Consider the following 14,480-nt stretch of genomic DNA (forward strand, 5'->3'; position numbering starts at 1 on the left):
ATTGCTAAACTTACTGAAATTGCTGAGCTTCGCGAGTTTAATTTTTACGAAGCATCGGGTTTGACAAATGCATAGAAACAGAAAAACACTTGACACTAGACGACTGGTCTAATAATATTCGCACATGCTTACTTCTCATCCATCCACCACTGTTCATCAAGATACTCGCGAGCGCATTTTGCTTACTGGCGAAAGTTTGATCTTGGGTAAAGGGTTTTCGGCTCTAGGATTGAGTGAAATTTTGGGGGCAGCAGCGGTGCCGAAAGGCTCGTTCTATCATTACTTTCAATCAAAAGAAGGTTTTGGTGTAGCGATGTTGGAACGTTATTTTGCTGATTACCAACTGCGTTTGCGTCGTGAATTGCAAGAAGACGGACGTCCAGCCTGTGAGCGTTTGCTTGCTTATTTCGATGGTTGGCTCGAGAGCACACGCGCGTCCTCATGCAATAAATTATGTCTGGCGGTGAAGCTGGCAGCGGAGGTATCCGATCTGTCCGAACCTATGCGTCAGGCCTTGACGGTTGGTATGCAGAGTATTACGGCGGTGATTGCCGATGTCATACGTGAGGCGCAAACGGAAGGCCAACTGCAAGGTCAATCGCAAAAACAAGATGCACTTGAGTTGGCTGAATTTATTTATGCGACGTGGGTAGGCGCGTCTTTATTGAGTAAAGTGCATTTAGAAATACGTCCGCTAGAGTTAGCGATGCAACAGACCAAAGTGTTGCTGCATGCTTGAGATATCTATAGAAAGTGATGTTTCCCAAAGTGGGCAATACTGGTGAATGGCATTAGAGAGTAGAAGTCAGATAGCAGCGAAGTAGGGCGACTGAATTTGTAGTATCGATAAAGCGGTAAAAATGAGGTGGGCAGATGCCCATTTTTTTGAAATTAATTCTAGACGACCGGTCTAATTTGGTTTGACTAGATTTGATCATGAGTGTTGACTTAGCCGAAGTAAATGAAAGTAAATAAAAGGAAAAATGCGATGTTAAAAAAATTATTATCCCCGATCAAAGTGGGTTCTATTGAATTGAATAACCGCGTGATGATGGCACCTTTGACCCGCTCACGTGCGGCGCAGCCGGGTGACATTCCGCACGCCTTGAACGTGGAATATTATGCTCAGCGGGCGACAGCAGGTTTGATCGTCACTGAGGCGAGTCAGATTTCTCGTCAAGGTCAGGGATATGCTTGGACGCCGGGTATTTATACCGATGCGCAAGAGGCAGGCTGGAAATCGGTAGTCGATGCGGTGCACGCTAAGCAAGGTCGTATCGCTTTACAGCTCTGGCATGTGGGTCGTATCTCTAATAATCTTTTGCAAGAGAATGGCGCTGCACCTGTTTCTGCCTCAGCAATCACGGCTGAGAATAGCCAGTCTTTTGTTATTTTAGAAGATGGTACGCCAACTAATGCCCCAACTTCCCAGCCGCGAGCATTAGAGTTGGCTGAAATACCGGGTGTCGTAGCACAGTATCGTCAAGCGGCCTTACGAGCGAGACGTGCAGGTTTTGATTTTGTAGAAGTACACGGTGCGAATGGTTATTTATTGCAGCAATTCTTGGCGACCAATAGTAATCAACGTGATGATATCTACGGCGGCAGTTTAGAAAATCGTGCTCGTTTGATGTTAGAAGTTGTTGATGCGGCGATTGCTGAAATGGGGGCCGATCGAGTTGGTGTTCGCTTGTCTCCCAACTTTGTTGCGCATGGCATCGCGGATACCGAAGCAGAGGCTAGCGCCTTGTATCTGGCGAAAGAATTTAGCAAGCGTGGCATCGCCTATTTGCACATCGCAGAGCCAGACTGGGTAGGCGGCCCTGAGTTGACGCTTGAATTCCGTCAAGCATTGCGTGCGGCGTTTACCGGTACCTTGATTTGCTGCGGCGGTTATACGGCAGAAGAAGCGGATGCCCTGATTGTAGATGGTTTGGCAGATGCGGTTGCATTTGGTCGTCCTTATATCGCTAATGCGGATTTGGTCGAACGTTTTGCTAAGGGGGCTGAATTGAATACACCTGACCGCGCGACTTTCTACGGTGGCGCAGAAAAGGGTTATACCGATTACCCAACTTTGTTGGAGCAAGCGGCCTAATGCGGCGAGCCATAAGCAATTAAATTCATTAAATTGAATTTTCTTATGCGCCATCACACTTTGTTCTGGGATTGTGATGGCGTTTTTGTATTCAGTAGCATAGATCGTCGGTAGCTTATTTTTAATTTCTTTACCCAAGTATTAGGGCAACACGCGTTAGTTATGATCAGGTAAACTTCCACGCTTGTGCTGATCAATTGGAAAAGTGTTCATGTTAAAAATCTTAGGCAAAGCCAGCTCTATCAATGTGCGCAAAGTGCTCTGGACTTGTGCTGAAATTGATCTAGCTTTTGAATTGAATGAGTTTGGCTCAGGTACACCAAATGCGATCGATACACCCGAATTCCTCGCTTTGAATCCAAACGGTATGGTGCCCGTAATTCAAAATGACGAGGGAACTTTATGGGAGTCGAATACGATTTGTCGCTATCTTGCGACGCGCTATCAGCGTGTTGATTTGTTGCCGCAAAATGCCATGCTACGTGCGCAAGTAGAAAAATGGATGGATTGGCAAGCGACTGAATTAAACAACGCTTGGCGCTACGCTTTTATGGCAACGGTCAGGCACAGTGCCGCCCATCAAAATAGCGATGCGATTGCGCATAGTGTGAGAGAGTGGAATCGTCATATGGCCATACTAGATCAACGCTTGCAAACTACCCAGGCGTTTGTAGGGGGAGAACAATTTTCTTTAGCCGATATTGTGCTAGGTTTGTCGCTCAATCGTTGGCGTTCAGCCCCAATAGCGCACGCAACTTTGCCCGCTCTAGACGCTTATTTTGAACGCTTGTCGCTGCGCCCAGGATTTTTAAAATACGGTGCGAATGGGATTGCTTAGTTTGTATTTTTCTTGCACTTAGTTCGCTTCCAATTGGTTCTTAGTTTAGCGATGCTTGTATCCAACGAATTAGACTTTTTTGCTTCTTTTTTTACTTTACGACATAAATACAATGAGTTTCGCTACTTGGTTTTCCTTTTTTTGTGCTGCCTGCCTGATCGCCATATCGCCTGGTTCTGGCGCGATTTTGTCGATGTCGCATGGCCTTAACTACGGTGTGAAACGTGCCAGCGTTACGATCTTTGGTTTGCAACTGGGATTGTTGTTGGTCTTGATTGTCGCCGGTGCCGGCGTCGGTTCCTTATTGCTGGCATCCGAAACCGCATTTGGGATTGTCAAACTCCTGGGGGCTTTGTATTTGATTTATTTAGGGCTGACGCAATTTCTTAGTAGGCCACAAGCGAGCGTCGTGCTTCAGGATAATGAGGCTGGCCTCCATATCCCTAGCTCTGGTCGCCGCGTGCTGACTGGTTTTTTGACCAATGCCAGTAATCCTAAAGGGATAGTATTTATGGTGGCGGTTTTACCCAACTTTATTAATAGTCAGGCTCCGCTTTTGCCACAATTAACAATTTTGGCGATTACCATGGTCGTCATCGATACCACAGTGATGCATAGTTACGCGCTGTTAGCGGCTTCTTTGCAAAATTTAATGCGCGATGTGAAGGCGCAGCGTATCCAAAATCGAGTATTCGGCGCGGTACTGATGTTGGTTGGCGCGAGTTTGTTTTTTGTTAAACGGGATACTAGTGCTATCCCAGCATGATGTTGTATAGATATTCATATAGTCATGTATAGGTAGAATTTCTCTGTCGTACTATTTCCACTACTGCCGATAGTTGCAATATCGTACCTAAGGAAAACAAAAAATCTGGGATAATGAGTATTCATTGTTTCTTATGATTATCAATTTGCATGCGTTTTGAGACGACTCCTGAAGAACCCGAAGAAATGAGCGATGCCGCTTTGGCAAATCGTCGTTTAATTAGCGGTATCTTGGTGTCATTGCTCTTACATGCCATCATATTGTCTTTGCAATTTGGTATTCCCGGTTTGGATTTGCCTAGTCTAGAGGCGCCGTGGAAGGAGCGACGGACTGCGATTGAGCCTTTACAGATCGAGATTGCTAGTCCCGCACCACAAGCGCTGCCTGTCAAACCAACGCCATCGGTTACTACAACAGAGTTATTCAAATTACCAACACCTGTTTTGCCAGCGCCGATACCGAAAGCGAGTGTGCAGCCTCATAGCGGTATTCAGTTGATCGCGCCTATGGCTAAAGTTGAGCCAGTTGTCGTCAAAAAAGCCAATAAGCCAGTGAAGTCCAAAGTGCTGGCAAGCACCCCGCCAACACCAACGCCGAAGCGGGTATTGCCACCGGCGGAATCGCCGACACGCATCATCGCGCAAGATCAAGTTAAGAACGACGATTTTGTGGTGCCCTTGACCAGTGAAGAAGAGTTACAACGACGCGCGGAAGATAAAAAAGAGAATAAGCAAAAATCAGAAGCGATTCCAGAAGATGCCATCATTGATAAAAATGCTGATCCTGAATTGCTTGCTGAACAAAAACGCCAGGATGAACTAAAGAAATTAGAACAAGAAAAATTATTAGCGGAACAAAAACGTGAAGCAGAGATTCAGCAGAAAAAATTAGCACAAGCGGCACAAGAAAAATTGCGTGAGCAAGAAGTGCAGTTAGCCCAACAGGTGGCTCAGCAAAAAGCTCTGCAAGAAAAAATGGCGCAAGAGAAATTAGCACAAGAAACCGTAAAACACGAGCGTGAGCGCGCTATCGAAGAAATGGTGCGTGAAACAAAGCGTCAGGAATTATTGACACAAGAAACCTTAAAACAAGAAGAGCAAAGACGACAGGCCGAACAACGACGCTTACGTCAATTGGCGCAAGAGCAAGAGTTAGAAAAACAAGAGGCCTTAGCGCAGGCTCAATTGCGCCAGAAGCAGCAGGAGGAACAAGCTGAAAGAAAACGCGCTCTAGAAATTGCTGAACGCAAGAAAGCCGAGGAGTTAGAGGCGCAAAAAATCGCCGCACAACTGGAGCAAAAGCTACAAGAGCAAAAGTTACAGGAACAACGTTTGGCGGAACAAAAGGTTTTGGAGCAAAAATTGGCTGAGCAACGTGCCAATGAACAAAAACTCGCCCAGCAAAAATTAGCAGACCAGAAGGCCGCCGAGCAGAAATTAGCAGAACAGAAACTGGCAGAGCAAAAGGCGATAGCCGAAGCAAATGCGCGCGCCAATGCCGAGCGTGAAGCAGCAGCCAATGCTGCGAACGCCGCCAACGCAGCACGTTTGGCTGCGGCGAAAGCCGCTGGTGACAGTAATGGGCAAAACGGACAAGGTAAGGGCACTACTAATAATGCGGCAGGTAACACAGGCCTATCGCCGAGCCTAGGTAAGGGTGATCTTGCTAGTCGTCTGCGTGAGCAAGCTCGTAACGGTGACATGTTCAGATCGGCGCCGTCTATTCCATCAAATGGCAAATTGACGGATGATAATCGCTCCCGTCGTCGTAGTTTCTTGGGGGCCTACGACAAAGAAGTGCCATTGCGCATGTATGTCGATAGCCTGAAGCAAAAGATGGAACGCAATGGTAATTTAATTTACGAAAAACGCTCACTCAGCGATATTGAGCACAATGTGTTGGTTAATATGGTGATACGTAGTGACGGTACGATAGAAGAAGTAACCATCATGCGCACTAGCGGTAATCGCGCAATCGACGAAAAAGCTCGTAACATTATTATGGCAAATGCCCCGTTTTCTGTGTTTCCTCCCACGCTTGCGGCGAAGTATGATGTGATTGAAATTCAACGAGTGTGGAATTTTGGAGATCGCCTGCGTATTCTGGAAGATCTCCCACCTTCATTTTGAACTTAGACAAAATGAAATCAAGCTAATCGCACCACGCTAGTGGTGCGAACTTAAGCTAAGCAAACCAAAGCAAACCAAAGCGAGACAATATGCGTATTTTGATGACGGGTGGTACAGGTCTAATCGGTCGTCGCCTGTGCGTTGCATTAACGGCGCGCGGTGATCAGATCACGGTGTTGAGTCGTCGACCACAGCAAGTTGCCGCGCTGTGCGGCTCATCTGTAAAAGCCATTGCTAGTCTTAAGGAATATACCGAGGATGTCGCGTTTGACGCAGTAATTAATTTGGCGGGCGAACCCATAGTCGACGTTCGATGGACGGCGCGCCGCAAACAAATTTTACTTGATAGCCGGGTCGCGTTGACTCAGACTTTGGTCGAGAAAATGCGTAGGGCAAAACATCGACCTCAGATTTTATTGAGTGGCTCTGCGATTGGTTATTACGGCATGCATGAAGATCAAATCTTGACTGAGGATGTCGCTGCTGGCCAAGATTTTTCTGCACAATTATGTGCTGCGTGGGAGCAAGCTGCATTGACGGCACAAGATGCCGGTGTGCGCGTGGTTTTGTTGCGCACCGGCTTGGTTATGGATGAAGAGGGCGGACTTTTGAAAAAAATGTTACTGCCATTTCGTCTGGCGCTGGGCAGCCGACTGGGGAATGGTAGGCAATGGATGAGTTGGATACACAGACAGGATTATCTGCGTGCAGTGTTAACTTTGTTGGACGATCAAACCGCGCAAGGTGCATTTAATTTGACTGCACCGCAGCCTGTGACGAATACACAATTTACGCAGATTTTGGCTAGCGCGGTACACAGACCGGCTATCTTTTTTGCACCAACGGTGTTGTTAAAATTGGCGCTCGGCGAGCGCTCTGATTTACTTTTATCGGGACAAAAAGTGATACCACAAGCTTTGTCTGAGCGTGGTTTTAAGTTTGAATTTGCTGACTTAAGCGCCGCTCTGCGAGACTTATTGAAGTAAAGATGAATTCGTGATGGAAACACCCAAACGGCAAATTTGTCCGCAATGCGTGCGTGCGAGTCGGGCGTGTATTTGTGCTTGTGTTCATCGAGTACAAAATCAAATCGAAGTATTGATCTTGCAGCATCCGGCTGAGACGAATCATGTCAAAGGCAGCGCCCGTCTCTTGCATCTCTGTTTGTCGCATTGTGCGATTAAGATTGCTGAAGTATTTGATGAAACGAATCTTCAGCAAGTCTTAGTACGAGATGGAAAACAGAGTGTCTTGCTATATCCGGACACGGTGGGTTTGCCCGCCGCACCAAAGCTCACAGCACCGAACCATACAACACCTAAGCTTACAACACACGAATCTAGCAAGTTGCGCTTAGTCATCATCGATGCAAGCTGGCGTCACAGCAAGCAAATGTTATTAAACAATCCTTTGTTGCAAAGCTTGCCGCGTTACGCATTGAGTGACGTGCCCGCGTCGCGCTATCAAATTCGTCATGCGCATGGCGAAGATCAGTTATCCACGCTGGAAGCATGTACCTATGCTTTGATGCAGCTTGAAGAGACGGCTACAAAGTTTGAAGCCTTGCTACGCGCCTTTGACGAATTTAATGAATTGCAGATGAAGTTTGGTGTGAATAATTTGCTGCGTCGTTAACAGAAATTAATCGCGACCAAACCGCATCCGAGCTTACCTACAATAGAACATTAATCATCGCATTGCCTATGCCTATTAAAGCCGATCCCGCCAGCAATCCTGCTGCCACGGCTTGCATGCCGTCGACCCAGACCTTATAGCCGTGGCTATCTTTCGGCTTGTCCTTATGTTTTTTATCCATCCACCAAAACACAAACGCGCCTATCCACATGGTGAGCACCGCTTCTGGTGGCAGTACCACGCCTAAACCTATCGAGATTGCAGAAATTGGAAATTTTCCTTTGCTGAAGATGGTGGCGAGTTCAAATAAGACGGCAGCGATAGCAGCGATCACGATGGAAATAATCGCGCTTTGTGACAGATTATTGAAGCCATGCCCGATCAATTCGGCGACACCTTTCCATTGCATCGCTGCGGGGAAGGCGAATTGATCTGTCACGATGGTGGCTGTATTGCGGACACCGTTGGCATCCGGTGGTAAGAACAATAAAAAATACACCGGTATGCAAGCCAAGGTGCCCGAAAAAATTCCGATCAAATGTCCCAACACTTGATGCCGTGGCTTTGCACCTAGCATGTAACCTGGTTTAATATCGGATAGCAAACTGGCCGCGCTTGAGGCGACCTCGGCTGACATCCCCGCTGGAATGAGATTCGTTGCCGGATTACTGCGATCCAAAGCCCCCATAGAAAATTGTGTGATCTTGGATAAACCACTGGTTGGTATCCACGAGGTTAAGGCCATAGAATTAATGCAAATCACGGTCAGCAAATACACCAAGGCTAAAGAGATAAAGGCGAACAACCATGGCACACCAAAGAAAGTATGAGTCGCCCACACGCCTAACAAACTAAAAATAGGTACCCCGATATATGAAATCCATAATGGCACCTCGATGTGAGCGAGCACATCGGTAGTTTGTTCAGCATGAGCGTTTTTTTTGAATAGACGTGACAGACCTTTGAAGATTTCTGGCTTGGCAAATAAGCTTAATAGCGCGGCCACCACCATGATTACGATACCCCACCATAATGACCATTGATTTAAAATTTCTATACGTGACAGCGGCACCAGTTTGCCATCAAGACCCATGCGTGGCGCGATGTCACCACGATTTATCATGATAGGACCGAGAATAGTAAAATTTAGCACGGCGCCAATTAGGCAACTAGTTGCCACTCGTATGCCCATCAAGGCACCGACACCTAGCATGGCGGCGTCGAGCGTAAAGCGTAAGCCTAGAGTGCGGAAATCGACGCCCAAGATTTTCGGTATCCATAAATCATATTTCACCGCCGCTAGATAGTAATAAGTATCCAAACGTTCTTTGAGATACCACGGCTCAGTCAAGCCAGCCCATTGATCCAAACGCAGCAATTTGAATTGCAGTAGCTTCATCCAACCATCGCTCAAAATCATTTGTAAAGCAGCCGTCCACAGGCCGACTTTAGCCAATAATTTTGCTTTAAAAATACCGCTACCCGCATCGCCGTTATACAGAGTATCAAGCACAACGCCACAAGCATTACCTTCGGGGAAGGGTAGTTGATCTTCATTGATAAAACGACGTTTGAGTGGGAATGCCATGAGCACACCAAGTACTGCGATGATGACCATCCAGATCAGCATTTGCCACCAGCTCGGAATGATATTGGTGATCATCATGTAAGCCGGTAAGCAAGCGACTAGAGGCATGGTCATATAACCCGCTGAGGTCGCGATGGATTGCGTGCAGTTATTTTCTAGGATCGTAAAATCTTTGGCAAAACCCGCACTTTCTAAGCCTTTAAAAATGCCAAAGGCCAGAATCACCGAGATCAGATTCACCCCGATAGAAATACCCGTCTTGGCACCGATGTACATGGCGGTAGCCGACAATATTCCACCGAGTAAAAAACCTGACAAACCGGAACGCAGGCTCAATTGCGCCATATCGCCGCGATACACCTTGTCGAGCCACCACTGATCTTTTTGCTGCCGCGTCCAAGTTCGTACCTGTGTCTCGTTGAGCTGTTGAATGGCCAAGATAACCTCCAGATTTTTTATTGTGCCGGAAGTATCTAGGGCTGTTATGGTGTTGTCAAGATCAGTGGGGTATTATGCAAACTACTTTTTAGTATGAAAAGAAATTGCTACAAATGATCAAAGTAACTTCAGTGAATTCGGTAAGTTCGGTAAATTCGTCTCGTACCACGCGTTTGATTCTTTGCGGTCTGATCGTATTGTGTCATGGCTTGCTCATCGTTTTTCTGAGTCGGACTAACCCACGGACGACTGCCCAATTTTTGAATTCTGCCATGATGTTTGTGTCGATCAAACGTTTACCATCTCCTGATCCAACATTGCTTGCCAATCATGACAAGGAAAAGAAGCCGCTCATGCCGCAAGCATCAAAATCTTCAACTATTGGACCTGCTAAGACTGCCGATACCACTGTGAGTGAACAAGGTTCTGAGGATAAAGTTAGTAAAAACGACTTAGCAAGCGATTCATTAAGTGGCGCTGGTTCTGCTAAAGATTTGATGGCATTAGATAGCATCGCGAATCGCTATCGATTGCAGATGCCCAAATCCGCTGTCGAAGAGATACTCACACCTGCCCAGCAAGCAGCGCAAGACGTGCGCTCGAATTCGGCAAAGTTGACCAAGAGTGAAAAATTTTCGGTAGCGATGGGCACACTAGATTGTATTTTTCAAGCGCGTCTTCCGGATGGTAAAGTGATACGCGAGCCGGGCAAATGGGCTGTGATACCAGCGCGCTCTGACGGCTCATTAAAACCCCTAGCTAAAGCACGTTTCTGTGTCAGATTTCATCAAGCGGAAGATGACAACGGGAATGATTTGACGGCGATTAGTTCGGGTATTAAAGGGAAACTTTAGACAGTGCTCTAGATAGAGTTTATTCGAATGATTGAATCCCCCAATAAATCTCTGATTGGCTCAATTCTGTCGTTCCCGTGCATGCGCACTGCTGTTCGGAATACTTTTACACCTATTCGTAAGTCGCAGACTGTCCTTGAGTTTTAAGTTATTGGTGAATGAATAGACTTAAAATGATGACGTTAAATATTCCCTCTCCCGCAGGCGGGAGAGGGTTAGGGTGAGGGTGGTTCAGCAGTCGCAAAGCAAGAAAAAAGTCTCAATTCATCGAGATTTGATGCTCCGATTGCTTAATCCGAACCTGAACGCCCCTCATCCCTAACCCTTCTCCCGCTTGCGGGAGAAGGGAATACAACACAAAAACTGACAAGAAAATTATTCCGGGCAGTACCAATAAAAAAGCCTCGTTACCGAAATAACGAGGCTTTCTTTTGAAGCGGAGAACTTAGAACGCTAATCAGCTACGGCAAATTACATCATGCCGCCCATGCCACCCATACCACCCATGCCACCCATATCATGGCCACCAGCAGCTGGTTTGTCTTCTGCCAACTCAGCAACCAATGCGTCGGTTGTCAAAATCAAGCCAGCAACAGACGCTGCGTTTTGCAATGCAGAGCGTGTTACTTTAGCTGGATCGAGAATACCCATTTCGATCATGTCGCCATATGTGTCGTTAGCAGCATTGAAACCGTAGTTGCCAGAGCCATTAACTACGGCATTGATCACTACACTTGCTTCGCCACCAGCATTTGCTACGATTTCACGCAATGGTGCTTCGATGGCTTTCAAGACTAATTTGATACCTGCGTCTTGATCTGGATTGTCGCCTTTGATCACGCCAGCTGCTGCACGTGCGCGCAACAAGGCAACGCCACCGCCAGGAACAACGCCTTCTTCAACCGCTGCACGAGTTGCGTGCAATGCATCTTCAACGCGTGCTTTTTTCTCTTTCATTTCAACTTCAGTTGCTGCGCCAACTTTGATCACTGCAACACCGCCAGCCAACTTGGCCACGCGTTCTTGCAATTTTTCTTTGTCGTAGTCAGAAGTTGCTTCTTCGATTTGAGCGCGGATTTGTTTAACGCGACCTTCGATACCAACCGCTGGACCTGCGCCGTCGATGATGATGGTGTTTTCTTTAGAGATTTCAACGCGTTTTGCTTGACCCAATTCAGCCAAAGTTGCTTTTTCCAAAGTCAAACCAACTTCTTCAGCGATCACTTGGCCACCAGTCAAAATCGCGATGTCTTCCAACATGGCTTTACGACGGTCACCAAAACCTGGCGCTTTAACAGCAGCGGTTTTCAAGATACCGCGGATGTTGTTCACCACCAAAGTTGCCAATGCTTCGCCATCAACGTCTTCTGCGATGATCAACAATGGACGACCTGCTTTAGCAACTTGTTCCAATACTGGGAGCAAATCACGGATGTTGGAGACTTTTTTGTCGAACAACAAGATGAATGGATTATCCAAAATCACGGCTTGTTTTTCTGGATTGTTGATGAAGTATGGTGACAAGTAGCCACGGTCAAATTGCATACCTTCAACGATATCCAATTCGTTTTCCAAAGACTTACCATCTTCAACAGTGATCACGCCTTCTTTGCCGACTTTGTCCATCGCTTTAGCAATGATGTCACCGATGTTTTGGTCAGAGTTTGCAGAGATAGAGCCAACTTGAGCGATTTCTTTATTAGTCGTTGTTGGACGTGCGATGTTTTTTACTTCAGATACCAAAGCTACAACCGCTTTGTCGATACCGCGTTTCAAATCAGTTGGATTGAAACCAGCAGCAACGTATTTGAAACCTTCGCGAACGATGGCTTGTGCCAATACAGTCGCTGTTGTTGTACCGTCACCAGCGTTGTCAGAAGTGCGAGAAGCAACTTCTTTTACCAACTGCGCGCCCATGTTTTCGAGCTTGTCTTTCAGTTCGATTTCTTTAGCTACAGAAACGCCGTCTTTAGTTACTGTAGGCGCGCCATAAGAACGCTCTAAAACGACGTTACGACCTTTAGGGCCCAAAGTGACTTTAACTGCATTCGCCAACACGTTGACGCCGTTAACGATTTTTGCACGTGCGTCATCGCCGAATACTACTTGCTTAGCTGCCATATTAATTCTCCGAATAAGGATGAAATTTGGAATTGAATTTCTGATCTCGGTAACTCGACTAATTTAAGTGAGCACTTTTGAGGTAAAAGATCAGAAGGCAATTACATAAAAATTCTGTTTAAGAAGGTATGAATAAGCGTAGCGAGCGACTGAAGTTTGGATCGAGAAGCGCAATCGTACTTTAGTACGATGAGCATCGCAGGTTCAAAATTCGGTCGCGCAGTAGCTTAGTCGTACTTTATTTACTTTTGAACGATCGCGAAAACATCTTCTTCGCGCATTACCAAGACTTCATTGCCGTCCACTTTGACAGCTTGACCAGAATATTTACCGAACAATACGCGGTCGCCTACTTTGATTTCCAAAGCGCGCACTGTGCCGTTTTCCAATACTTTACCGTTACCAACCGCCAGTACTTCACCTTGATCTGGTTTCTCAGCTGCCGCGTCAGGCAAAACGATACCGGATGCTGTTTTTGTTTCTTGATCCAAACGTTTAACGATAATGCGATCGTGCAGGGGACGAAGATTCATACTAACTCCTAAAAAAATTACAAAAGTAAAATTACCAAAGTAAATAAAATTGCAAAATAAATGGCTTAAACCAATCCAGCTATGCTCGACTAAGTACGTCCAGCGCACTAAATAAGAGCAGAGCAAGTCTTTTCAAGTCCTATTTCGCCAGAAAAATCTTGCTAGAGGAAACTGCCAACAAAGCTATAAAGGTCATTGTTAGCACTCTCTCTCGCTGAGTGCTAATTATATGGGCGAGGTGGGGCTTTTTCAAGGAAGAAAGTTGAAAATAGCGGTTTTATTTTAAAAATCAGAGGCTTAGCATCGATAGGTTAGGTGTCTGGCGCAAAAAAAATGGCAAATTGGGGTGATATCTGTTTGTGCGCGCTGTAACAAGAGATTTGATTACAGGTGATCGAGTGGGCTGCGTACGCCCGCAGTAATTTTTAGAACATGGGTGTAAATCATCGTTGTACTCACATCACTATGCCCAAGTAGGTCTTGAACTGTACGAATATCACAACCGCTTTGTAATAAATGGGTAGCAAAACTATGGCGTAGTGTGTGTGGCGTTGCAGGTTTATGTAAGTTTAGTTGCTTCAGTGCGGTCGTAAATGCGCGCCGAAAGGTTTGGGGATACAGGTGATGCCGTCGTACGATGCCGCTGCGAGGATCTGTAGAATAAGTTGCTTGTGGAAAAAACCAAAACCAAGCCAAACTGTGTCCTGCTTGTGGATACTTTTTATCGATGGCAAAAGGCATTTCAACACCACTCATATGTGCATCCAGATCGGCACGCCAAATTCTTCTACTTTGTTGAATTTGATTCTGCATCGACGTCCGTAAGCTGTCAGGTAGCATGATTACGCGTTCTTTCCCTCCTTTTGCTTCTCGAATGATGATCGCTGAATGATCAAAATCAATATCTTTAATACGCAAGCGAGCGGCCTCCATAATTCTCATGCCAGTGCCGTACAAAAGACTCGCAAATAGGCCATATTCAGTGTGGGTACGATTAAGTTCTTGTAAGATACTTTGAACTTCTAATTTGGTGAATACAACCGGAAGTCGCTGCTGTGTTTTTGGTCTGCCTATCTGTTCCATCCAAGGCAGTTCTATCTGCAAAACTTCTTTGTATAAAAATAGGATCGCACAGAGTGCTTGTTTGTGTGTAGACGGTGATACATGTCGCTCTGTTGCCAACATAGTCAAAAAGTTTTCAACTTCCCTTACTCCCATTTCTAGCGGGTGCCGTAGCCCAGACCAGCGAATAAAAAAACGAATCCAATAAACATAAACTTTTTCTGTAGATAAGCTGTAATGCTTATAGCGCATGCGCTCACGAACCTGGTCTAATAACCGGGGTTTTGCGACTGTCTGTGAAGTGATGTTTTTGTTCATTTGGTTATACTGTATATATATTCAGTATAACCAAATATAGCGAGGTTTCATGAGCATTTCAAGAGGTTTCGAACAAATTGTGTTTTTTTGACCGACAAGT

Annotated in this window: 12 protein-coding genes; 8 read left to right on the forward strand and 4 right to left on the reverse strand. The window is 46.0% G+C overall.

The features are described from left to right. The first annotated feature begins 124 nt into the window (after positions 1-124). The 7 genes from ACFFJH_RS00095 to ACFFJH_RS00125 all read left to right on the forward strand — a co-directional run bounded on the left by ACFFJH_RS00095 (position 125) and on the right by ACFFJH_RS00125 (position 7,466). The gene (locus ACFFJH_RS00095) at positions 125-739 is read left to right on the forward strand and encodes a TetR/AcrR family transcriptional regulator (protein ID WP_390209218.1); all 615 of its coding nucleotides are present in this window, start codon (positions 125-127) and stop codon (positions 737-739) included. A 249-nt stretch (positions 740-988) separates the two neighbouring features. After that, positions 989-2,098, forward strand: coding sequence for an alkene reductase (locus tag ACFFJH_RS00100; RefSeq protein WP_390209219.1), 1,110 nt, complete (start codon positions 989-991; stop codon positions 2,096-2,098). A 211-nt stretch (positions 2,099-2,309) separates the two neighbouring features. After that, complete coding sequence (locus ACFFJH_RS00105) at positions 2,310-2,936, forward strand: glutathione S-transferase family protein (RefSeq protein WP_390209221.1); 627 nt, start codon at positions 2,310-2,312, stop codon at positions 2,934-2,936. A gap of 112 nt (positions 2,937-3,048) precedes the next feature. Next, entirely contained in the window at positions 3,049-3,702 is a 654-nt protein-coding gene (locus ACFFJH_RS00110) for a LysE family translocator (protein ID WP_390209222.1), read from the forward strand. Positions 3,703-3,851: 149 nt separating this feature from the next. Beyond that, positions 3,852-5,831: a TonB C-terminal domain-containing protein gene (locus tag ACFFJH_RS00115; RefSeq protein WP_390209223.1), complete on the forward strand. Its 1,980-nt coding sequence runs from the start codon at positions 3,852-3,854 to the stop codon at positions 5,829-5,831. 89 nt (positions 5,832-5,920) lie between these two features. Further along, positions 5,921-6,817, forward strand: coding sequence for a TIGR01777 family oxidoreductase (locus ACFFJH_RS00120; RefSeq protein WP_390209224.1), 897 nt, complete (start codon positions 5,921-5,923; stop codon positions 6,815-6,817). 13 nt (positions 6,818-6,830) lie between these two features. Next, positions 6,831-7,466 (forward strand): tRNA-uridine aminocarboxypropyltransferase, encoded by a 636-nt coding sequence (locus ACFFJH_RS00125; RefSeq protein WP_390209225.1) that lies wholly within the window; start codon positions 6,831-6,833, stop codon positions 7,464-7,466. A gap of 37 nt (positions 7,467-7,503) precedes the next feature. Here the strand turns inward: ACFFJH_RS00125 and ACFFJH_RS00130 are convergent, their stop codons facing one another. Further along, entirely contained in the window at positions 7,504-9,492 is a 1,989-nt protein-coding gene (locus ACFFJH_RS00130) for an OPT family oligopeptide transporter (protein WP_390209226.1), read from the reverse strand. A 113-nt stretch (positions 9,493-9,605) separates the two neighbouring features. On the opposite strand from ACFFJH_RS00130, the gene ACFFJH_RS00135 reads away from it, so the two are divergent. Then, positions 9,606-10,346, forward strand: a complete 741-nt coding sequence (locus ACFFJH_RS00135; RefSeq protein ID WP_390209227.1) for a hypothetical protein — start codon at positions 9,606-9,608, stop codon at positions 10,344-10,346. 471 nt (positions 10,347-10,817) lie between these two features. On the opposite strand, the gene groL is transcribed toward ACFFJH_RS00135, so the two are convergent. The 3 genes from groL to ACFFJH_RS00150 all read right to left on the reverse strand — a co-directional run bounded on the left by groL (position 10,818) and on the right by ACFFJH_RS00150 (position 14,380). Further along, entirely contained in the window at positions 10,818-12,467 is a 1,650-nt protein-coding gene (groL, locus tag ACFFJH_RS00140) for a chaperonin GroEL (protein WP_390209228.1), read from the reverse strand. A 242-nt stretch (positions 12,468-12,709) separates the two neighbouring features. Next, positions 12,710-13,000, reverse strand: a complete 291-nt coding sequence (gene groES / locus ACFFJH_RS00145; protein ID WP_390209229.1) for a co-chaperone GroES — start codon at positions 12,998-13,000, stop codon at positions 12,710-12,712. A 384-nt stretch (positions 13,001-13,384) separates the two neighbouring features. Further along, positions 13,385-14,380 carry an integron integrase gene (locus ACFFJH_RS00150; RefSeq protein ID WP_390209230.1) on the reverse strand — a complete coding sequence of 332 codons (996 nt, stop codon included), beginning with the start codon at positions 14,378-14,380 and terminating at the stop codon, positions 13,385-13,387. Positions 14,381-14,480: the final 100 nt, after the last annotated feature.

The sequence above is a fragment of the Affinundibacterium danionis genome (assembly GCF_042432465.1).
GTDB classification, from domain to species: Bacteria; Pseudomonadota; Gammaproteobacteria; order Burkholderiales; family Burkholderiaceae_D; genus Undibacterium; species Undibacterium danionis.